This window comes from Cryobacterium sp. TMT4-31 (genome assembly GCF_004403385.1).
Lineage (GTDB): Bacteria > Actinomycetota > Actinomycetes > Actinomycetales > Microbacteriaceae > Cryobacterium > Cryobacterium zongtaii.
Genome location: NZ_SOGI01000066.1, coordinates 25,285 through 45,106, shown reverse-complemented (window position 1 = coordinate 45,106; position 19,822 = coordinate 25,285). Strand labels below are relative to the sequence as shown.

Below are 19,822 nucleotides of genomic sequence, written 5' to 3'. Positions count from 1 at the left end.
CCCCGAAGAGGACCCATGTACAGCGCGATCGCGCGTAACAAGCGCAACACCGTCGTCATCATTGTGCTGTTCGTGGTGATCATCTCCGGGCTCGGCTGGCTCGCCGGTCTTGCCTACGGCGTACAGGGTCCCGGCGTGCTCATCCTCACCCTGGTGATCGCCGGCGGTTACGCGCTGATCCAGTACTTCGCAGCCGGTCGGCAGTCGATCGCCATGAGCGGGGGCATCCGGGTGAACAGCGTCACCGATCACCCCCGGCTCTGGCGCATCGTGGAGAACCTGTCCATCACCACGGGCACGCCGATGCCCGAGGTGTACATCATCAACGACCCGGCGCCCAACGCCTTCGCCACCGGCCGGGACCCCAAACACGCCATCGTGGCCGCCACCACCGGTCTGCTCGACATCATGGACGACGCCGAACTGGAGGGCGTCATGGCCCACGAGATCGGGCACGTGCGCAACTACGACATCCGCGTCTCGATGATCGTTTTCGGCCTGGTCGTGGCCGTCGGTTTCATCTCCGACATCTTCCTGCGAATGGCGTTCTTCGGCCGCGGCAACAACAACAACGGCAACCCGATCGTGCTGGTGTTCGGCCTGGTCGCCATGATCGTGGCCCCGCTGATCGCCTCGGTCGTGCAACTGGCCGTGTCGCGGCAGCGCGAGTACCTCGCGGATGCCACCGGCGCGCTGACCACCCGTCAGCCGGATGCCTTGGCCAGCGCCCTGGCCAAGCTGGGCGAGTACGGCCGCCCGATGCGCAAGCAGAACACCTCAATGGCGCACCTGTGGATCGCCGACCCGCTCAAACCCGGTGTGATGGACAAGCTCTTCGCCACCCACCCGCCGCTTACCGAGCGCATCGAGCGACTGCACGCGATGGGCAGCACCTTCTAAAGCGCTAGATCTCTGGCGCTAGAACTCCGCGGCGAGAGCGGCCGCGAGGTTGCCGCGGGGGACCACCTCGATGTCGGACAGACCCTGCCAGGCCGCGGTGCTCCGCAGAACCTCGGCCAGGCGTGCGGCGGTGTCGGCGGGCGCGGTGGGCTCGGCCCAGCTGGCCTGCACCCTCAGCACCCCGGCCTGCCTGTCGTTCTTGAGGTCGACACGGCCCACGATGGTGTCGCCGAGCAGCACCGGCAGCACGTAGTAGCCGAACTGCCGTTTCTCCTGGGGGGTGTAGATCTCGATGCGGTAGTGGAAGCCGAACAGTCGTAGCGCCCGCGCCCGTTCCCAGACCACAGGGTCGAACGGGCTGAGTACCGCCGCGGCGTCCAGCCGGCGGGGCAGCCGGGCGTCCCGGTGCAACCAGGCGGCGCCGGCGGCCCCGCCCCGGCCCCAACCGGGAACCTCGACCGGAATCAGCTCACCCGCATCCTCGAGCTCGGCGATGGCGGCGCGGGCGGGCTCGGTGCGCAACCGGAAGTAGTCGGCCAGGTCTTTCACAGTGCCGATGCCGTGGGCCCGGGCCGCCTGCGAGATGAGCGCACGGTGCGCGTCGGCGGCCGGTACCTCGCGGTCGAGCAGCGCGGTCGGGAAGACCTGCTCGGGCAACGCGTAGACCCTCTCGAACCGTTGGCGGCCGCCGCTGACCACGTCGCCCCAGCGGAACAGCGTCTCCAGGCCGATCTTCACATCCGACCAGCCCCACCAGGGGCCGCTGCGTTTGTTGGCGTCGTGCTCGATCGCGCTGGCGCGCATGGGGCCGTTGGCGGCCAGCTCGGCCCGCAGCCAGGCCAGCATGGGGGCGTTCTCCTGCGACCAGTGGGTGTCGTCGGCGGCGGCCTTGTCCCTGTATGCCTGCATCCGCCAGCGGAACAGCGGCCAGTCATCCACCGGGATCAGCGACGCCTCGTGCACCCAGTACTCGGTGAGCCGCGGCTTGGCGCCGGTGCTCAACCTGTCGAGCTGGGCCTTGTCGTAGGGGCCGAGACGGCTGAAGGCCGGCACGTAGTGGCTGCGTTCGAAGACGTTCACCGAGTCGATCTGCAGCAATCCGAGCCGCTCCACGAGGGCGCCGAGCTGGCGGATGCCTGGAGTGGGCGCGGCCGGGCGGCCGAAGCCCTGCGCGGCGAGGGCGACACGGCGGGCGAGGGCGGGCGAGATCGTCTGGAGCACGCCTCGACCCTACCGGCGGCCGGCGACATCCGACGTTCACGCCGCGTTCAACCCTGCGGTGTGCCTGCGCAACCCGCCGCTTCTAGTCTCGAAGCGACCGGTACAGCCGGCCATCACCCTGCTCTCTCATACGGAGGACCCTTGCTTACCACCCGCACCCTGGCCGCTTCCCTCGCCGCGACAGCCATCGTCGCTCTCACCCTTACGGGCTGCGCGAGCGGCACCGCCGAGGCGACCGGCACCGACGGTTCCGTCGACGCGGCCACCGCCACCAGCATCTCCGCCTTCGGCGACCTGGCCGGCCTCGAGGCCGCCGCCATCGAGGAGGGCGCCCTGAACGTCATCGCCCTCCCGCGGGACTGGGCCAATTACGGCGCTGTTCTGGACCTCTTCGCCGAGAAGTACCCCGAGATCACCATCACCGAGGCCGCCCCTGACGGCTCCAGCGCCGAGGAAATCCAGGCCGCCGAGAACCTGGCCGGCCAGGACACCGCCCCCGATGTCTTCGACCTGGGCCTGGCCGTTGCCCTGGCCAACACCGACCAGTTCGCCCCCTACCAGGTGGCCACCTGGTCCGACATCCCCGACGCGCTGAAGGAAGAGAGCGGCCTGTACGTCGGTGACTACGGCGGATACATGGCCGTGGGCTACGACCCCGACGCCGTTCCCGCACCCGAGTCGTTGGCCGACCTGCTCGGCGCCGACTACAAGGGCAAGGTCGCCATCAACGGCGACCCGACCCAGGCCGGAGCGGCTTTCGCCGCCGTCGGCATGGCCGCCGTCCAGAACGACGGGTCGGTGGACGACTTCCAGGCCGGCATCGACTTCTTCAGTGATCTCAACGCCGCCGGCAACTTCGTGAAGGTCGACCCGACCCCCGCCACCATCGCCTCGGGCGAGACCCCCGTCGTCTTCGACTGGGACTACCTCAACGTCGGCTACGGCGCCCAGCTGGAGGGTGAGCGCAACTGGGAGGTCGTGGTCTTCCCCGGCACCGGCTACGCCGGCTACTACAACCAGGCGATCAACGTGGATGCGCCGCACCCGGCCGCCGCGCGCCTCTGGCAGGAATTCCTCTACAGCGACGAAGCGCAGAACCTCTGGCTCGAAGGAGGCGCCCGCCCGGCGCGCGCCGACGCCATGGCGTCGGAAGGCACCATCGACGCCGACCTGTTCGACGCCCTGCCCGCCGTGCCGGACACCACAGTGGTCCCGACCGCCGCGCAGAGCGAAGCCGCGGCAACGCTGCTCGGCGAAAAGTGGGCCGCGGCTGTCCAGTAGGTTCCGTGTGCCGGCAGCAGCCTTCGGGCTGCTGCCGTTCGCGGTCTATGTGCTGCTCTTCCTGGCCCTGCCGACCCTGATCGCCGTCGGCACCGGCTTCATCGGCAACGACGGCGGCTTCACCCTCGACACCGTCGCCGCGCTCGGCGACCCCGTGGTGCTGGCCGCCTTCGGCAGCTCGATCTGGTTGTCGGCGCTGACCGCGATCATCGGCGCCGTCGTGGGCGCCCTGGTCTGTTACGCCCTGCTCGGCGCCCGCCCGGACGGGGCGTTGCGCTCCACCGTCGATTCCCTCAGCAGCGTCATCGCCCAGTTCGGCGGCGCCATGCTCGCCTTCGCGTTCACCGCGACCATCGGTATCCAGGGCATGGTCACCCTGCTGCTGCAGGAGCGTCTGGGCATCGACATCTTCGCCGACGGGGTCTGGCTCTACGAACTGCCCGGCCTGGTGCTGCCGTACATCTACTTTCAAGTGCCCCTGATGATCATCACCTTCATGCCGGCGCTCGCGTCGCTCAAGTCGACCTGGGCGGAAGCCAACGCCACCCTCGGCGGCAGCACGCGCACCTACTGGCTGCGCATCGGCCTGCCGGTGCTGGCGCCGTCGTTCCTGGGCGGCCTGCTGCTCCTGTTCGCCAACGCGTTCTCCTCGTACGCCACCGCCGCCACCCTCACCAGCCAGGGCGCGCAGATCGTGCCGCTGCAGATCCGGTCGGCGCTGACCAGCGAGACCATGCTCGGCCGGGAGAACCTCGCCGGTGCGCTGGCGCTGGGCATGATCCTGGTGATGACCGTCGTGATGATCGGCTACTCCAAGCTGGCGTCCCGCGCCGCGAGGTGGCAGCGATGACGGCGGGTCTCCGGTCGGTGCGCGGCGTCGCGCACGCGCCCGGTCGGCTCACCAGGCTGCTGATCCTCGGCGGGGTCGGCCTGGTCTTCGCGGTGCCGATCCTCGCGATGATCGAGTTCACCCTGCGGCGCGGCCTGGTCGGCGGCTACGACTTCCAGCGCTGGATCGAGCTGTTCCAGAACGGGCTGACCGGCGAGTACGCCCCGGTTCTGGTCGCCCTCGGCAACTCGGTGGGTCTGGCCGTCGGCACCGTCATGATCGTGCTGGTGCTGCTGGTGCCGACGATGCTGCTCGTGCACATCCGGTTCCCCCGGCTGCGCCGCACGCTGGAGATCGTGTGCATCCTGCCCATCTCCATCCCCGCGATCGTGCTCGTGGTGGGCCTGGCCCCGGTGTTCAGCGTGCTGGCCCGGTTCGCGGGCAGCGGCGTCTGGACGCTGGCATTCGCGTACGGCATCACCGTGCTGCCGTTCGCCTACCGGGCGATCCAGGCCAACCTCGACGGTGTGGACGTGCGCACGCTCAGCGAGGCGGCGCGCACCCTCGGTGCCGGCTGGGCCAGTGTGCTGGTGCGGGTGCTCGTCCCGAACCTCCGCCGCGGCATCCTGGCCGGCGCGTTCATCGCCGTGGCCGTGGTGCTGGGCGAGTTCACCATCGCGTCGCTACTGAGCCGGGTCAACCTGCAGACCGCGCTCGTGGTGGTCAGCAAGAACGACCCGTACAGCGCCGTGATCCTCTCGCTGCTTGCACTGTTCGCGGCGTTCCTGCTGTTGCTGGCCATCGGCCGGCTCGGCACCGAACGTCGCCGGCCGGCCCGCACCCCGACCACCCTCACCCCGACCACCCCGACCTCCGGCGGAGACCAGTCATGAGTCACATCCAAACGCCCACAGTTCAGCAGAAGACTGTCGTCGAGTTCGCCGGCGTGGCCAAGCGCTACGGCAGCCACCTTGCGCTGACCGAGTTCGACCTCACCCTGCAGCCCGGCGAACTCGTGGCCCTGCTCGGCCCCAGCGGCAGCGGCAAGACCACGGCGCTGCGGGTGCTGGCTGGCCTGGAGAGCTGCGACGACGGACGCATCCTGATCAACGGCGACGACGTCTCCGGGCTGCCGACCAGCCGCCGCGACATGGGCATGGTGTTCCAGTCCTACTCGCTGTTCCCGCACCTGAGCGCCGGCGAGAACGTCGAATTCGGACTGCGAATGCGCCGGGTGCCGGCCGCGGAGCGCCGCGAACGGGCGGCGGCGGCCCTGGCCCTGGTCGGCCTGGACGCCCACTACGGCCGGTTCGCGCACGAACTCTCCGGCGGCCAGCAGCAGCGGGTGGCCCTGGCCAGGGCGCTGGTCACCCGGCCCCGGGTGCTGCTGCTCGACGAACCGCTCTCGGCGCTGGACGCCAAGGTGCGGGTGCAGCTGCGCGATGAGATCCGGCGCATCCAGACCGAACTGGGCATCACCACCCTCTTCGTGACGCACGACCAGGACGAGGCCCTCGCCGTCGCCGACAGGGTCGCGGTGATGCGGGACGGCCGGATCGAGCAGGTGGGCACGCCGGAGGAGCTCTACACCAGGCCGGCGACGCCGTTCATCGCGGATTTCGTGGGGCTGAGCAACCGGCTGCCCGGAGCGGTGCGGCACGGCTTCGCCGAGGTGCACGGGGTGGTCCTGCCGCTGCTGGACCCGTCCCACGCGGATGGGCCGGTGCGGGTCTTCGTGCGTCCAGAGGACCTGACGCTGGTCACGGCCGGGACGCCAGGCGACGCTCCGGCAGGCATGAGCCTGGCGGGCACCGTGCTGGTCTCCAGCTTCCTCGGCTCGTTGCGCCGCACCAGCGTGCAACTCGAGCAGGGCGGCACCGTCGTGGTGCAACACGACGTCCGCGACCGCCATCAGGTGGGCGAGAGCGTGCTGGTGCGCTTTGCCGGCGCACCCGTCCCGGTGGAAGCTGTGCAGGACCTCGCCGCCGCGCTCCCACGCCGTCCTAGACTGGTTCGGTGAGCACACCCACGGGAAGTCCCGGCTGGTTCGGCCGCCGGCGTAAACTCCGAACGACCCCCTCGACCGCGCATATCACGGCGGTCCTCACGCCGGTGCAGCCGGAGACCAACGGCGTGGACGAGAACATCCCGGCGGGCATCCGCCTGGCCGGCGCGTGGGCGTGGCGTCTTCTCGTGATCGCCGCCGTGATCGCCGTGCTGCTGTACCTCATCGTGCAGCTGCGCTTCATCGTGATCCCGCTGCTCGTGGCGGTGCTGGTGTCCGCCCTGCTCGTACCGCTGGTCGGCTTCCTCACCCGGCATCACTGGCCCAAGGGGCTCGCCGTCGCGGCGGCTCTGGTCGGCACCCTCGCGGTGATCGCCGGTCTCGTGACGCTGGCCGTCACGCAGATCGCCGCCGGCTCGGTGGGGCTGAGCGCCCGGTTCGCGGCGTCGTACGCGAACCTCAAGGAGGTCCTGGCGGCGTCGCCGTTGCAGCTGAGCAACGCCGAGATCAATGGCTATCTCAGCCAGGCCGTCGACGCCCTCCAGGCCGACAGCCAGATCTTCATCAGCGGCGCCCTGTCGCTGGGGTCGTCGCTGGGGCACCTGGCCACGGGTGCGCTCCTCACCCTGTTCAGTCTGCTGTTCATCCTCATCGACGGTAAGGGCATCTGGAACTGGATCGTCCGGATCTTCCCCCGCCGGGCGCGACCTGCCGTCGCCGGAGCCGGCGCGGCCGGCTGGACGACCCTGGGCAACTTCGCCAGGGTGCAGATCCTGGTCGCCACGATCGACGCGATCGGCATCGGCGCCGGAGCCGCGATCCTGGGCGTGCCGATGGCCATCCCGATCGGCGTGCTGGTGTTCCTGGGCTCGTTCGTCCCGATCGTCGGCGCCGTGGCCACGGGCGCCGTGGCCGTGCTGATAGCGCTGATCTTCAACGACTGGTTCGTGGCCCTGCTGATGCTCGGGGTGGTGCTGCTCGTACAGCAGATCGAAGGCCATGTGCTGCAGCCGTTGATCATGGGCACCGCCGTCAAGGTGCATCCGCTCGGCGTGGTGCTGGTCGTGGCGGCCGGTGCGCTGCTGGCCGGCATCCCCGGCGCCCTGTTCGCGGTTCCCGTCGCTGCCGTGCTGAACGTTATGATCAGCTACATCCATAGCGGTGCCTGGCGCGGGGGAGTGCCGCCGGCCGGCGCTGCACCCGGCTCCATTCTGTGGCAGACGATTCCGCAGCGGCCGGGCTTCCGGCCGCAGCGCACAGTCGCCGTCACCGAGAGCAGAGTAAGAGAGACCCGTCCATGACAGACACCCCCGCAGTTCTCGCCGGCGCAGCCCGTGCCGACACAACCTTGGCCGGCCCCACCCTCGACGACTTCGAGACCGCCCGCACCGTGGTGTCGCGGGTGGCCGATGTCACGCCGATGGAAAGCTCCCGCTACCTCTCGGCGATCCTCGGTGCACCGGTCTTCCTCAAGTGCGAGAACCTGCAGCGCACCGGATCGTACAAGATCCGCGGCGCGTACCACCGGCTGTCCAAGCTCACCGACGAGGAGAAGGCTCGCGGCGTCGTCGCCGCCTCCGCCGGCAACCACGCCCAGGGGGTGGCGTTCGCCGCCAGGGAGCTCGGCATCGAGGCGACCATCTTCATGCCCGTCGGCGTCGCGCTGCCCAAGCTGCAGGCCACTCGCGACTACGGCGCCCAGGTGATCCTGCGCGGGCACACGGTCGCGGAGCCGCTCCTGGCCGCCGCCGAGTACGCCCGCGAGACCGGCGCGGTCCTGATTCCCCCGTTCGACCACCCGGATGTGGTGGCCGGCGCCGGCACCCTTGGCCTCGAGGTCCTCGACCAGATGCCCGACCTCGAGACCGTGATCGTGCCGATCGGCGGCGGCGGGCTCACCTCCGGCATGGCCAGTGTGCTCAAGCAGTACTCGGCACGGCACAACCGTCGGATCCGGGTCATCGGGGTGCAGTCGGAGAACGCTGCAGCGTACCCGCCGTCCATCGCCGCGGGGGAGGCCCTCGCCATCGACATCACCCCGACCATGGCCGACGGCATCGCCGTGGCCAAGCCGGGCCTGCTGAACTTCGCCATCATCCGCGACGCCGTCGACGAGATCGTCACCGTCAGCGAGGACGACATGGCCAGGGCGATCCTGGTGCTCCTCGAGCGGGCCAAGCTCGTCGTCGAGCCGGCCGGAGCCGTCTCGGTCGCCGCCATCCTGGCCGGCAAGATCACGAACACCGGCCGCACCGTTGCGGTGCTCTCGGGCGGCAACATCGACCCGTTGCTCATGCAGCGCGTGATCAGCCACGGCTTGGCGGCATCCGGCCGGTACCTCAAGCTGCGGATCATGCTGCCCGACCGTCCCGGCCAGCTCGCCCGGATCTCCGAGCTGCTCGCCGAGGCGCACGCCAACGTCATCGAGGTCCTGCACACCCGCCACGGCGCCGGCCTGCAGATCAGCGAGGTCGAGCTGGACATCAGCGTCGAGACCCGCGGCCCCGAACACCGCCAACACGTCGTCGACACCCTGCGCGCCGCCGGGTACGATCCCCGCACCGACTAGACCGGGCACACAAAAACGGCCGGCTGCGTGAGCAGCCGGCCGTTCGAGTCACCAGGGGCAGTTAGCCGGTGAAGGTCTCCACGAGGTGGATCTCCACGGCGATCTGCTTGCCGTTGGGGGTCTCGTAGCTCGTCTTCGCGCCGACCTTGAGCCCGATGATGGCTTCGCCCAGGGGGCTCTTCTCGCTGTACACGTCCAGGTCGCTGTCGCCGGCGATCTCCCGGCTGCCGATGAGGAACCGGCTCTCGTCACCGGCGATGGTGGCGGTGATGACGGTTCCGGGCTCGACGACGCCCTTGCTCTCGGGGGCGTGGCCCACCTCTGCGGTGCGCAGCAGCAGGGTGAGGGTGCGGATGCGCGCCTCCATCTTGCCCTGCTCCTCCTTGGCCGCGTGGTAGCCGGCGTTCTCCTTGAGGTCGCCCTCCGACCGCGCGGACTCGATCTTGTTGGCGATGTCCACCCGAGCAACAGTGCTGAGAGTGTCCAGCTCCGCAGCGAGGCGGTCATAGGCCTCCTGGGTTAGCCAGGTGACCGAGGTTTCGGTAGTCATGGTTCTCTCCTTCTCGTGCTGATCGGTGGTGCGCCGGCAGATAGTGCGCCGATGGTGCCGCAGGAAGCGGCCGTTCGTCGCTGGGCAGGTCACGGCCTGACACGTCACGTCCTAGAACATCGCGGCCTAGTACGTCACGACATACAGCGGACGCCCCGACTTCTGTCAGGGCGAATACATCAGTCTAGGTCAACCAGCAGCGGTAAATCAATCCGGTGTTGCTCAACTCGGTCGTCTTCACGATCTCCGTGAACGAGCGGGTGTAGTCGGCGGACGGCGCCAGATCGATGACCTTCCAGCCCACCACGGTGAACGACTCGTTGAGCGCCTGCACAGCACAGCTGGCGGCCTTCTCCGGGGGCAGCGACACCTCGAAGGTCACGCTGATGCCGTTCTCGTCGATGATCTGGTGCCTGGTGTCCCTGGCTTCGATCTCCGGGCCCGCGCCGTCAAGGCCCGCCCAGACGACCCATCCGGTGAGGATCAGGGCGAAGAGTCCGGCAACGACCCACAACACCCGGCGGTCGCGGCGGGTGCTGCCGGGGGTTCGCCCATAGCGTTCGTCGAGGTTGCTGCTCACGGCCACTCAGACTCCACACTCACGGTTCAACGATTAGGCTTGTACCTTAGGTTAGCTGGCATTTCTGAGGAGTTTCATGACCCTGCGGCTCTTGGCAGTGCACGCCCATCCCGACGACGAGTCGAGCAAGGGCGCCGCGACGTACGCGTACTACCGAAGCCTCGGCGCCGAGGTTCTCATCGTGAGCTGCACGGGCGGTGAACGCGGCAGCATCCTCAACGAGGACCTGGCCGACGTGGCCATGGCCGAGCGCGACCTCGCCGGCCTCCGCCGCCGGGAGATGACGGCGGCCCAGCAGACGATGGGCATCCAACACCTCTGGCTGGGCTACCAGGACTCCGGCATGGCCGACGACGGCGGGGTGCCCAAGAACTCCTTCGCCGACGTGCCCCTGGAGTACTCGGCCGAACCCCTGGTGCGCATCATCCGCGATTTCCGTCCCCAGGTGCTCATCACCTACGACGAGAACGGCGGCTACCCGCACCCCGATCACATTCGCTGCCACCAGGTCTCCGTCGAGGCGTTCCGCGCCGCGGCCGACGCCGACCGGTATCCCGATGCCGGCGCGCCGTGGCAGATCGACAAGCTGTACTACGACCGCATCTTCAACCTCGAGCGCATGGACGCCATGTACCTCGAACTCAGCATCACCGAACCGGACTCCGACCTGCTCGAACCGCTGGCCAGCGCCAGGGAACGGATGAGCGAGTACCCGAACCTGGCCACGACGCACGTGCCGATCGGGGACTTCTTGGAGGTGCGCGACGATGCCTTGCGGTCACATGCCAGCCAGGTGTCGCCGACGAGCAGTTTCTTCTTCTGGCCCAATGACATGGTGCGCAAGGCCTGGCCCTACGAGGACTTCCAACTCGTCGAATCGAAAGTTGACACGAACATGCCCGAATCCGATCTTTTCAGTGGTGTGAGGGACGACGCGTGAGCGGGATGTACTCTCCCGTGGTCAGCTTCATCCTGTCCAACACCCCGGCGCCCGAGTTCAACCCCGACACCGTCACACCGGGCCCGTGGGGCTTCTTCGCGATCTTCTTCGTCGCGGCCGTGACCTTGCTGCTGGGCATGGACCTGGCCCGCCGCATCCGCCGCACCACATACCGTGCGGAGATGCAGGAACGGCTGCAGGCCGAGGTCGCCGAACGCGACGCGCTGGCCGCCCAGAAGAAGGACACGCCAGAAGCCTGAGCTCGGGGGTACCCGCCTACGGGTACAGCGGATGCGTGGCGATGATCAGAATCGCGAACCAGTGGCAGAGGAACGCCACCACGGTCAGCGAGTGGAAGATCTCGTGGAAGCCGAACACCCCGGGGATCGGGTTGGGCTTCTTGAGACCGTAGACGACGGCGCCGACCGAGTAGCAGAGCCCGCCGACCATGATCAGGGTCATCATCAGGGCATCGGCCTGGAAGAAGTCGACGATGAACATCAGCGCGCCCCAGCCCAGCGCGAGGTAGAGCGGCACGTACAGCCAGCGCGGGGCGTTGATCCAGAACACCCTGAACGCGATGCCGAGGATCGCGCCGCCCCAGACCAGGGTCAGCAGCAGCACTGCCTTGTCCGGCGGCAGGGCCAGCACCGTGATGGGCGTGTACGATCCGGCGATCAGCAGGAAGATGTTGGCGTGGTCGATGCGCTTGAGCACCATGCGGGTGCGCGGCTGCCAGTTGAAGCGGTGGTACAGCGCCGAGTTGCCGAACAGGAGCATCGAACTGGCCACGAAGACCGCCGAACTCCATTTAGCAGCCGGGCCGTCCGCCGCGAGCAGCAGGATGATGCCGGCGACGATGGTGACCGGGAACGTGCCGGCGTGGATCCAGCCCCGCCAGGTGGGCTTTTCGGGAACCGGATGCTCGATCTCGTCTTCGAGGAGGGGGAGATTCGGGATGTCATCCGTAGCGGCCATGCTGTCAGGATACGGCAGCCTCGGCGGCGCCGCGGCGCGAACGCGGGCCGGATTGAGCTAGCGTAACTGTGTGCAGATGCGGCAATTCTCCCTCGGACGCGGACTCCTCTACAGGGTCTACCAGCGTCGGCTGCGTCGCGGGCTGACCGCGGCGGTCCTGCCGCGGCACGTGGCCATGATCATCGACGGCAACCGTCGGTGGGCCAAACAGCTCGGCTACGACTCCGCCGCCCACGGGCACCGGGCCGGGGCCGCGAAGATGCGCGAATTCCTGGAGTGGTGCGACGATCTCGGCATCTCCGTCGTCACGCTGTACCTGCTCTCGGCCGACAACCTCACCCAGCGCCCGACCGAGGAACTCGACGCCCTTTTCGAGATCATCGCCGACCTCGCCGAGGACCTGTCGCATTACCGCGACTGGAAGGTGCAGCAGGTCGGGTCGAAGAAGTGCCTGCCCGGGCCCCTGGAGGGCGCCCTGTCCGCCGCGGAGGCCCGCACGCACGCCAACACGGGCCTGCACGTGAACCTCGCCGTCGGCTACGGCGGCCGCACCGAGATCACCGACGCGATGCGCAGCATCGTCGCCACCCACCATGCCCACGGCGGCACTCTCGAGGACCTCGCCGAGACCCTCACCCCCGAACTCATCGGCCAGCACCTGTACACGGGCGGCCAGCCCGACCCCGACCTCGTCATCCGCACCTCGGGCGAGCAGCGCCTCAGCGACTTCATGCTCTGGCAGAGCGCGCACAGCGAGTTCTATTTCGTCGAGGCCCTCGGCCCCGACCTCCGCCAGGTCGACTTCCTGCGGGCCCTGCGCGACTTCGCCAAACGGCACCGCAGGTTCGGCGGGTGAGCGCGGTCGAGACGCCCCTCGCCGCCTTCCTGAACGGCTTCACCGAAGACCCCGGCTACCTGGACTACGGCCGTATCGGCCCCATGTCCAGTGCCGTCGTCGCCGAAACGCGCGGCCAGACCGAGATCCTGGCCAGGGCCCGACACGGCAGCCTCGGCCACTTCGGCGAGCAAGATCTGCGGATGCGCACCGCCGTGGCCGCGGGCCTGGGGTTCAGGACCGACCAGATCGTGTCCCAACCCAACACCAGCATGGGCCTCATGCACGCCATGTTCGGCCTGACCGGTGACGTGCTGTTGTCACCGGCGGACTTTCCGAGCCTGCCGTTCGCGGCCAGCCGTGCCGCGGAGGCCCTGCACGTGGCGACGCCGCAGTGGCTCACGGCCGACGGCGGCGAGAACAGCGCCGGAGCGGTCACTCCCGGCCAGGTGCGGGACCAGCTGACACCGACCACCGTCGCGGTCGCCGTCAGCCTCGTCGATTCCCGCACGGGCTTCAGGGCCGACCTGGAAGGCATCCGGCAGGTCATCGGTGACAGGCTGCTCATCGTCGACGCCATCCAGGGCTTCGGGGTGGTGGATGCCGCCTACGAGGCGGCCGATGTCGTCGCCTCCGGCGGCCAGAAGTGGGTCAGGGCCGGCTGGGGCACCGGCTTCCTCGCCCTGAGCGACCGCGCCGTGGAACGGCTCACCCCGGTTGTCTCCGGATTCACCGGCACCGAGATCACCGAGCCGTGGGACCAGGTGCCGCCGCCGGCACACGCGGCGTCGGCGTTCGGGGTGACCAACGGGGACGGCATCGCCCAGGCCCGGTTCGCGACGGCGCTGGAAGAGATCCAGGTCGCGGGCCTGCCCGCCATCGAGGCCCTGGTGTGCGCCAACGTCGAGCGACTGATCGACCTGGCCGACCAGTTCGGCATTCCGGTGCTGTCCGCCAGGGACGCCAGGGAACGGGCCGGCCTGGTGGTACTCGCACCGCCCGCGGAACGTCTCACCGCGCTCGGTGCCGCGCTGCACAACCACGGCGTGACGGTCACGACCCGGGGCGGCACGGTGCGGCTCAGCGTGCACGCGCACCTCGCCGACGAGACCGTCGACATGCTGCGCGGCGCCTTCACGGCGTACGCGGCCGCCGCCGGATACTGACCTGGCCGGCACCCGCCCGACGAACGTTAACGTCTCGTGACGTTGGGCGTGTCGCTTTTCTAATTCCCAGCCACTCGACGTACGTTCATCTCATCAGGTATGGCACCTGATCGAGACGGCCACATAAGTACGGCTCGAGAAAAAGCTTGTGGCCGCTCGCCAACAAATCCGCACCCTCGGGTGCGGGGTGGGAGTGGTTGTGACCGCTAATCGAACCGACTACCTGAACGCAGAACACACACCGTCAGGGGTCGACCAAACCGAGCGCACCTTCGTGCTGGACACCTCGGTTCTCCTGTCCGATCCGAAGGCGATCTTCCGGTTCGCCGAACACTCCGTCGTACTGCCGGTGGTGGTGATCACCGAACTGGAGTCCAAGCGCAACGACCCGGAGATCGGTTACTTCGCCCGGCAGGCGCTGCGTTACCTCGACGAACTGCGGGTCAAGCACGAACGACTCGACTTCGCCATCCCGGTGGGGGAGGGCGGCAGCCTGCGGGTCGAGTTGAACCACTCGAACATGTCGGTGCTGCCCTCCGGGTTGCAGCTGGGCGACAACGACTCGCGCATCCTCGCGGTGGCCATGAACCTGGCCAACGACGGACTCGCCGTCACCGTGGTGTCCAAGGACCTGCCGTTGCGGGTGAAGGCCGCCTCGATCGGACTGACCGCAGACGAGTACCGGCATGAGCTGGCTGTGGACTCCGGCTGGACGGGCATGGACGAGATCACCCTGAGCGCCGAGCAGGTCAACGACCTCTACGACAAGGAGTCCCTGCAGACCCGCCTGGTGCAGGACATGCCGGTCAACACGGGCCTGGTGATCCACTCCGACCGAGGCTCGGCCCTAGGGCGGGTCACCGGGCGGGGCGAGCTGCGCCTGGTGCGCGGGGACCGCGACCTGTTCGGCCTGCACGGACGTTCGGCGGAGCAACGCCTGGCGATCGACCTGCTGCTGGACCCGGAGATCGGCATCCTGTCGTTGGGAGGTCGAGCGGGGACGGGGAAGTCGGCGCTCGCCCTCTGCGCCGGCCTGGAAGCCGTGCTGGAACGGCAGCAGCACCGCAAGATCATGGTGTTCCGGCCGCTGTACGCGGTGGGCGGCCAGGAGCTCGGCTACCTGCCCGGTGACGCGCAGGAGAAGATGGGTCCCTGGGGCCAGGCTGTGTTCGACACCCTCGGGGCACTGGTGAGCGAGAACGTACTGGAGGAGGTCGTCGAGCGCGGCATCCTCGAGGTGCTGCCGCTGACCCACATCCGTGGTCGGAGCCTGCACGACGCCTTCGTGATCGTCGACGAGGCGCAGTCGCTGGAGCGGAACGTGCTCCTGACGGTGCTCAGCCGGATCGGACAGAACTCCAGGGTGGTGCTCACCCACGATGTGGCCCAGCGCGACAACCTGCGGGTGGGGCGCTTCGACGGTGTCGCGAGTGTGATCGAAACGCTGAAAGGCCACCCCTTGTTCGCCCACATGACCCTCACCCGGTCCGAGCGCAGCGCCATCGCCGCCCTAGTCACCGAGATGCTGGAGGGAAACGAGCTGGCATAGGGGCGCGAAAGCGGCGAACCGGTTGCCTCAGCGACGCTGAAGCAACCGGTTCGCCGCTTTCGCGGTAGGGGGGTTAGCGCGCCTGGGGCGGCCGGGTCATGCTCAGGACGTCCAGGGCCGTGTCGAGCTGCTCGAGGGTGACCTCGCCGCGTTCCACGAAGCCCAGGTCGATGACCGACTCGCGCACCGTGAGGCCCTGCGCCACGGAGTGCTTGGCCACCTTGGCGGCGGCTTCGTAGCCGATCACCCGGTTGAGCGGGGTAACGATCGACGGCGATGATTCGGCCAGCGCGCGGGCACGGTCGAGGTTGGCCTCGAGGCCGTCGACGGTCTTGTCGGCGAGCACCCGGGCGCCGTTGGTGAGTAGCCGGATCGACTCGAGCAGCGCCGTGCCCATCACGGGGATGGCCACGTTGAGTTCGAACGCGCCGGAGGCGCCGGACCAGGCGATGGTGGCGTCGTTGCCGATCACGCGGGAGCAGACCATGAGCACGGCCTCCGGGATGACCGGGTTGACCTTGCCGGGCATGATCGACGAGCCCGGCTGCAGGTCGGGGATGCTCAGCTCACCGATGCCGGTGTTGGGGCCGGAGCCCATCCAACGCAGGTCGTTGCAGATCTTGGTGAGGCCAACGGCGATGGTGCGCAGAGCACCGGAGGCGTCGACCAGGCCGTCACGGTTGGCCTGGGCCTCGAAGTGGTCGATGGCCTCGGTGATCGGCAGCTCGGTCTCGTCGCAGAGCAGCTCGATGACGAGCTGCGGGAAACCGGCCGGCGTGTTGATGCCGGTGCCGACGGCGGTGCCGCCCAGCGGCACCTCGGCGACGCGGGGGAGCGCGGTGCGCACCCGTTCGATGCCCAGGCGCATCTGGCGGGCGTAGCCGCCGAATTCCTGGCCGAGGGTGACCGGGGTGGCGTCCATCAGGTGGGTGCGGCCGGCCTTGACCGCGGTCGCCCACAGTTCGGCCTTGGCCTCGAACGCGACCGCGAGGTGATCCAGGGCCGGGATGAGGTCGTCGATGAGGGCGCTGGTCACGGCGATGTGCACCGAGGTGGGGAAGACGTCGTTGGAGGACTGCGACGCGTTCACGTGGTCGTTGGGGTGAACCGGGCTGCCCAGGCGGCGGGTGGCGAGGGTGGCGAGCACCTCGTTCATGTTCATGTTCGACGAGGTTCCGCTGCCGGTCTGGTACACGTCGATGGGGAACTGGGCGTCGTATCGACCGGTGATGACCTCGTCGGCGGCTGCCGCGATGGCGTCGGCGATGTTCGAGTCGAGCACGCCCAGACGGGCATTGGCGAGGGCCGCCGACTTTTTGATGCGGGCCAGGGCTGCGATCTGGGCGGACTCGAGCACGGATCCGGAGATCGGGAAGTTCTCGACCGCCCGCTGCGTCTGCGCACCGTAGAGCGCGTCGGCGGGAACCCGGACCTCGCCCATCGTGTCGTGTTCGATCCGGAATTCTGTCTCAGCTGAAATGTCCACCACGGTGTGTCATACCTTTCGATTCATGCGGGTTGCCGGTCGGTGTCGAGAGTTCCTAGACGACGCCGACGACGAGGTCAGGATCTGCGCGGCCCTCGAGGAGCCTGTAGTTCGCACCGACGATAGCCAATGTACCTTCTGCGATCGCGGCGCTGATCATCTCGGAGCGCTGCACGAGCTCCGCCACGGTGTCGCGCAGGTGTTCCCGGCCCACGGCGGATGCATCCACATCGTCGGGGTCGAGCGGACCGGTTTCGGGTCCATTGACGCGGCGCACCGCCGGCACGATCTTCTCGATGATGCTGTTGATGTGCGGCGGCAGGGCCTCGGCGTCTTCGGCTTGCGAGTCGATGGCGGCTCGGACCGCGCCGCACCTGTCGTGGCCGAGTACCAGGATCAAAGGCACCTTGAGCACCGCAACGGCGTACTCGAGTGAGCCGAGCACCGAATCGGAGATGACCTGGCCGGCGTTCCGCACGACGAACAGGTCTCCCAGACCCTTGTCGAAGATGATCTCGGCGGCGAGCCTGGAGTCGCTGCAGCCGAACAGGGCGGCCATGGGATTCTGCACGAACGCGGTCTCGGCGCGACGGTCGACGTCCTGCCGGGGATGTTGCGGTGTGCCCGCCACGAAGCGTTCGTTGCCCGCGGCGAGGTCGTTCCAGACCTGGGCCGGTGTCAGAGTCGGTGTGTCGGTCATTCGCTGGAGCCGTTCTGTTCGGTGCCGGTCGGTTCGGTGCTGATCTGCCGGGCCACGGCGGCGGCGAGCACGGTCAGCTCTTCGTCGGTGGCGGTGCCGATCAGGAGATAGCTGCTGTCGCCGGCCTCGGTGACGAGGGCGGATTCGAAGTTGCCCCGGTCGGCGGCCGGCGCGGGATTGCGGTAGACAGCCCAGTCCAGACCGGCGATGGTGATGGTGTCGGTCGGTTCGACGTCTTCGAGCTGGTCGGCCAGCCAGGTGGGGTTGGCGTCGACGGCCTGGGTGAGCCCGATGAACTCATTCTCGGGGGTGAGCAGGCCGAGGTACCAGCTCGAGACACCGTCGTTGCCGCCCTGGCGCCACTGGGCGGCGTTGGCGCTCCAGCCGGGTGGGAGCTCGGGCACGACGAGCGGTTCCTCGACGCCGGACTGCGCCTGTTCGGCGACGCTCGTGTAGTCGACCTCGCGATTGATCGGGGTGTCGCTGCGGGGCAGGATCAGCACCAGCACGATGACCGCGCCGAGGGTCGCCAACAGCGAGTAGACGAGGTTGTTGATGGTCTTGCGGGACCGGTAGTTCTTGGAGTTGGTTGCCAGCCGCCTAGCGCGTTCCTCGGCGGTCTCGGGGCGGCCGAGCTCCGCGACGACGCGCGGTGGGCGGGGACTGCGGCTCATTCCGCGGTGGCCGCGCCGCGGGCGGCGTCCAGGCGTGCTTTGGCGCCGATCAGCCATTCCTCACAGCGGGTGGCGAGGGCCTCGCCCCGCTCCCAGAGCGCCAGGGATTCCTCGAGCGTGGACGCACCCTGCTCGAGCACCGAGACGACACGGATCAGTTCGTCCCTGGCCTGCTCGTAGCTGAGCGAGTCGACCGCCGGGACGGTGCCGGCGGTGGTCGGAGTCGGGGCTGCGGACGAAGTCATGTCATCCATCCTATTTCTTTCCATCTATTTCGAGACCGCGGGCACGGTGCCAACGCCCACGGTGATGCGCAGCTCGGTGCCGGCCGGGGCCTGGTCGCTGGAGCGCAGCACGTGGCCGTCCGGCAGCTGCACGATGGCGTAGCCCCGGTCGAGGGTGCCTTGGGGGGAGAGGGCGCGCAGCTGGGAGCGCAGCTCGACCACGCTGGACCCGGCGCGTTCGAGAGTACGGTGCATCAACTCGGTGCCGCGCGCCACGTAGCGGGTGAGGTCCTGCGAACGACTGTCGATGATCCAGTCCGCGCCGGCGAGCACCGGTCGGCTGCGCAATTGGCCGAGCCTGTCGACCTCGGTGGCGAGGATACCGGTGAGCCGGCTGCTCAGCCGCGCCCGCGCCTGCTGCACCCTGTTGAGTTCGTCGGAGACGTCGGGCACCACCCGCTTCGCCGCGTCGGTGGGAGTCGAGGCGCGGAGGTCGGCGACATCGTCGAGCAGCGGCCGGTCGGCCTCGTGGCCGATGGCGCTGACCACCGGGGTAGTGCAGGCCGCGACGGCGCGCACGAGTGACTCGTCGCTGAAGCCGAGCAGGTTCTGGAAGTCGCCGCCGCCGCGGGCGACGATGATGACGTCCACCTCGGGGTCGGCATCCAGCGCCCTGATGGCCGCGGTGACCTCACCGACCATCCGGTCGCCCTGCACGGCGGCGTGCACCACCCTGAAGTCGACGGCCGGCCAGCGCAGCTGGGCGTTGCGGAGCACGTCTTTCTCGGCGTCGGAGTCCTTGCCGGTGACCAGCCCGATGCGGTGCGGCAGGAACGGCAGCGATCGTTTGCGGGACGCGTCGAAGAGGCCCTCGGCCTTGAGCTGCGCGCGCAGGCGTTCGAGCCGTTCCAGCAGGTCGCCGAGCCCCACGTGGCGCAGCTCGAAGACCTGCATCGTGAGGGAGCCGCCCTTGACCCAGTAGTTGGGCTTGACGAGGGCGATGACCCTGTCGCCCTGCTTGAAGTCACCGGTCAGGCGGGCCTTCACCGACGACCAGACCGTGAAGCTCACCGTCGCATCCACCGAGAGGTCCTTGAGCTTGCCGTAGACGTTGCCGCCGCTGGTGCCCCACTGCACGATCTCGCCCTCCACCCAGGCGGTGCCGAGCCGTTCGATGTAGCCGCGGATCTTGTTGGAGAGCACGGCGACGGGCCAGGGGGCGTCGACGGTGGGCGGCTCGTCGCCCGCGGCGGGCATCGTGACTGCGTTCATGGGTCTCCTGGTCTACTGAGGGCTCGCACGGTCCGTTCAGACATGCCCGCTTAGACTGTTCGG

21 protein-coding genes are annotated in these 19,822 nt (G+C 68.7%); 12 read left to right on the top strand and 9 right to left on the bottom strand.

The window, feature by feature from the left end:
• The first annotated feature begins 15 nt into the window (after nucleotides 1–15).
• A complete protein-coding gene (locus tag E3T19_RS15895) occupies nucleotides 16–900 on the top strand; it encodes a M48 family metalloprotease (RefSeq protein ID WP_088456711.1) in 885 nt (294 codons plus the stop codon).
• Between the two features lie 18 nt (nucleotides 901–918).
• Here the strand turns inward: E3T19_RS15895 and E3T19_RS15890 are convergent, their stop codons facing one another.
• The gene (locus E3T19_RS15890) at nucleotides 919–2,121 is read right to left on the bottom strand and encodes a winged helix-turn-helix domain-containing protein (protein WP_088456710.1); all 1,203 of its coding nucleotides are present in this window, start codon (nucleotides 2,119–2,121) and stop codon (nucleotides 919–921) included.
• Between the two features lie 141 nt (nucleotides 2,122–2,262).
• On the opposite strand from E3T19_RS15890, the gene E3T19_RS15885 reads away from it, so the two are divergent.
• The 6 genes from E3T19_RS15885 to ilvA are packed head-to-tail and all read left to right on the top strand — an operon-like array spanning nucleotide 2,263 to nucleotide 8,805.
• The gene (locus E3T19_RS15885; protein ID WP_134409326.1) at nucleotides 2,263–3,402 is read left to right on the top strand and encodes an ABC transporter substrate-binding protein; all 1,140 of its coding nucleotides are present in this window, start codon (nucleotides 2,263–2,265) and stop codon (nucleotides 3,400–3,402) included.
• A 7-nt stretch (nucleotides 3,403–3,409) separates the two neighbouring features.
• On the top strand, nucleotides 3,410–4,252 hold the full coding sequence (locus tag E3T19_RS15880) for an ABC transporter permease subunit (RefSeq protein WP_088456708.1): 843 nt from the start codon (nucleotides 3,410–3,412) through the stop codon (nucleotides 4,250–4,252).
• Nucleotides 4,249–5,124, top strand: coding sequence for an ABC transporter permease (locus tag E3T19_RS15875; protein ID WP_088456707.1), 876 nt, complete (start codon nucleotides 4,249–4,251; stop codon nucleotides 5,122–5,124). Before E3T19_RS15880 ends, E3T19_RS15875 begins: the two co-directional genes overlap by 4 nt.
• Nucleotides 5,121–6,251 carry an ABC transporter ATP-binding protein gene (locus tag E3T19_RS15870; protein ID WP_088456706.1) on the top strand — a complete coding sequence of 377 codons (1,131 nt, stop codon included), beginning with the start codon at nucleotides 5,121–5,123 and terminating at the stop codon, nucleotides 6,249–6,251. Before E3T19_RS15875 ends, E3T19_RS15870 begins: the two co-directional genes overlap by 4 nt.
• Nucleotides 6,248–7,537: an AI-2E family transporter gene (locus tag E3T19_RS15865; RefSeq protein ID WP_241980306.1), complete on the top strand. Its 1,290-nt coding sequence runs from the start codon at nucleotides 6,248–6,250 to the stop codon at nucleotides 7,535–7,537. Before E3T19_RS15870 ends, E3T19_RS15865 begins: the two co-directional genes overlap by 4 nt.
• Complete coding sequence (gene ilvA, locus E3T19_RS15860; RefSeq protein WP_088456705.1) at nucleotides 7,534–8,805, top strand: threonine ammonia-lyase; 1,272 nt, start codon at nucleotides 7,534–7,536, stop codon at nucleotides 8,803–8,805. The genes E3T19_RS15865 and ilvA overlap by 4 nt, the downstream gene beginning before the upstream one ends.
• 61 nt (nucleotides 8,806–8,866) lie before the next feature.
• Here ilvA and greA read toward each other — a convergent pair whose 3' ends face one another.
• Entirely contained in the window at nucleotides 8,867–9,355 is a 489-nt protein-coding gene (gene greA / locus E3T19_RS15855) for a transcription elongation factor GreA (protein WP_088456704.1), read from the bottom strand.
• A gap of 184 nt (nucleotides 9,356–9,539) precedes the next feature.
• Entirely contained in the window at nucleotides 9,540–9,935 is a 396-nt protein-coding gene (locus E3T19_RS15850) for a DUF4307 domain-containing protein (RefSeq protein ID WP_166788903.1), read from the bottom strand.
• A gap of 76 nt (nucleotides 9,936–10,011) precedes the next feature.
• Here E3T19_RS15850 and mca point away from each other — a divergent pair, with 76 nt between their 5' ends.
• Both mca and E3T19_RS15840 read left to right on the top strand, forming a co-directional pair.
• Nucleotides 10,012–10,875 carry a mycothiol conjugate amidase Mca gene (gene mca, locus E3T19_RS15845; protein WP_174776211.1) on the top strand — a complete coding sequence of 288 codons (864 nt, stop codon included), beginning with the start codon at nucleotides 10,012–10,014 and terminating at the stop codon, nucleotides 10,873–10,875.
• Nucleotides 10,876–10,880: 5 nt separating this feature from the next.
• The gene (locus E3T19_RS15840) at nucleotides 10,881–11,135 is read left to right on the top strand and encodes a hypothetical protein (protein ID WP_088456702.1); all 255 of its coding nucleotides are present in this window, start codon (nucleotides 10,881–10,883) and stop codon (nucleotides 11,133–11,135) included.
• 16 nt (nucleotides 11,136–11,151) lie between these two features.
• On the opposite strand, the gene E3T19_RS15835 is transcribed toward E3T19_RS15840, so the two are convergent.
• The gene (locus E3T19_RS15835) at nucleotides 11,152–11,853 is read right to left on the bottom strand and encodes a hemolysin III family protein (RefSeq protein ID WP_088456701.1); all 702 of its coding nucleotides are present in this window, start codon (nucleotides 11,851–11,853) and stop codon (nucleotides 11,152–11,154) included.
• A gap of 76 nt (nucleotides 11,854–11,929) precedes the next feature.
• Here E3T19_RS15835 and E3T19_RS15830 point away from each other — a divergent pair, with 76 nt between their 5' ends.
• The 3 genes from E3T19_RS15830 (at nucleotide 11,930) to E3T19_RS15820 (ending at nucleotide 15,403) form a co-directional block, all read left to right on the top strand.
• Nucleotides 11,930–12,709, top strand: coding sequence for an isoprenyl transferase (locus E3T19_RS15830; RefSeq protein WP_103429803.1), 780 nt, complete (start codon nucleotides 11,930–11,932; stop codon nucleotides 12,707–12,709).
• Complete coding sequence (locus E3T19_RS15825; RefSeq protein WP_241980304.1) at nucleotides 12,706–13,854, top strand: aminotransferase class V-fold PLP-dependent enzyme; 1,149 nt, start codon at nucleotides 12,706–12,708, stop codon at nucleotides 13,852–13,854. The genes E3T19_RS15830 and E3T19_RS15825 overlap by 4 nt, the downstream gene beginning before the upstream one ends.
• A gap of 199 nt (nucleotides 13,855–14,053) precedes the next feature.
• A complete protein-coding gene (locus E3T19_RS15820; protein WP_370291286.1) occupies nucleotides 14,054–15,403 on the top strand; it encodes a PhoH family protein in 1,350 nt (449 codons plus the stop codon).
• A 73-nt stretch (nucleotides 15,404–15,476) separates the two neighbouring features.
• Here the strand turns inward: E3T19_RS15820 and E3T19_RS15815 are convergent, their stop codons facing one another.
• The 5 genes from E3T19_RS15815 to xseA are packed head-to-tail and all read right to left on the bottom strand — an operon-like array spanning nucleotide 15,477 to nucleotide 19,759.
• Nucleotides 15,477–16,892, bottom strand: a complete 1,416-nt coding sequence (locus E3T19_RS15815; RefSeq protein WP_174776212.1) for an aspartate ammonia-lyase — start codon at nucleotides 16,890–16,892, stop codon at nucleotides 15,477–15,479.
• 52 nt (nucleotides 16,893–16,944) lie between these two features.
• A complete protein-coding gene (locus tag E3T19_RS15810) occupies nucleotides 16,945–17,589 on the bottom strand; it encodes a carbonic anhydrase (RefSeq protein WP_088456700.1) in 645 nt (214 codons plus the stop codon).
• Nucleotides 17,586–18,263 carry a DUF4245 domain-containing protein gene (locus E3T19_RS15805; RefSeq protein WP_134409324.1) on the bottom strand — a complete coding sequence of 226 codons (678 nt, stop codon included), beginning with the start codon at nucleotides 18,261–18,263 and terminating at the stop codon, nucleotides 17,586–17,588. The genes E3T19_RS15810 and E3T19_RS15805 overlap by 4 nt, the downstream gene beginning before the upstream one ends.
• Complete coding sequence (locus E3T19_RS15800) at nucleotides 18,260–18,508, bottom strand: exodeoxyribonuclease VII small subunit (RefSeq protein ID WP_088458066.1); 249 nt, start codon at nucleotides 18,506–18,508, stop codon at nucleotides 18,260–18,262. The genes E3T19_RS15805 and E3T19_RS15800 overlap by 4 nt, the downstream gene beginning before the upstream one ends.
• Nucleotides 18,509–18,532: 24 nt before the next feature.
• The gene (gene xseA, locus E3T19_RS15795; RefSeq protein ID WP_240632223.1) at nucleotides 18,533–19,759 is read right to left on the bottom strand and encodes an exodeoxyribonuclease VII large subunit; all 1,227 of its coding nucleotides are present in this window, start codon (nucleotides 19,757–19,759) and stop codon (nucleotides 18,533–18,535) included.
• Nucleotides 19,760–19,822: the final 63 nt, after the last annotated feature.

Coding starts and splice junctions, on each gene's coding strand:
- mca (WP_174776211.1), top strand. CDS start 10,012: ATGACCCTGCGGCTCTTGGCAGTGCACGCCCATCCCGACGACGAGTCG.
- E3T19_RS15810 (WP_088456700.1), bottom strand. CDS start 17,589: ATGACCGACACACCGACTCTGACACCGGCCCAGGTCTGGAACGACCTC.
- E3T19_RS15835 (WP_088456701.1), bottom strand. CDS start 11,853: ATGGCCGCTACGGATGACATCCCGAATCTCCCCCTCCTCGAAGACGAG.
- E3T19_RS15805 (WP_134409324.1), bottom strand. CDS start 18,263: ATGAGCCGCAGTCCCCGCCCACCGCGCGTCGTCGCGGAGCTCGGCCGC.
- E3T19_RS15870 (WP_088456706.1), top strand. CDS start 5,121: ATGAGTCACATCCAAACGCCCACAGTTCAGCAGAAGACTGTCGTCGAG.
- E3T19_RS15875 (WP_088456707.1), top strand. CDS start 4,249: ATGACGGCGGGTCTCCGGTCGGTGCGCGGCGTCGCGCACGCGCCCGGT.
- xseA (WP_240632223.1), bottom strand. CDS start 19,759: ATGAACGCAGTCACGATGCCCGCCGCGGGCGACGAGCCGCCCACCGTC.
- E3T19_RS15830 (WP_103429803.1), top strand. CDS start 11,930: ATGCGGCAATTCTCCCTCGGACGCGGACTCCTCTACAGGGTCTACCAG.
- greA (WP_088456704.1), bottom strand. CDS start 9,355: ATGACTACCGAAACCTCGGTCACCTGGCTAACCCAGGAGGCCTATGAC.
- E3T19_RS15840 (WP_088456702.1), top strand. CDS start 10,881: ATGTACTCTCCCGTGGTCAGCTTCATCCTGTCCAACACCCCGGCGCCC.
- ilvA (WP_088456705.1), top strand. CDS start 7,534: ATGACAGACACCCCCGCAGTTCTCGCCGGCGCAGCCCGTGCCGACACA.
- E3T19_RS15895 (WP_088456711.1), top strand. CDS start 16: ATGTACAGCGCGATCGCGCGTAACAAGCGCAACACCGTCGTCATCATT.
- E3T19_RS15800 (WP_088458066.1), bottom strand. CDS start 18,508: ATGACTTCGTCCGCAGCCCCGACTCCGACCACCGCCGGCACCGTCCCG.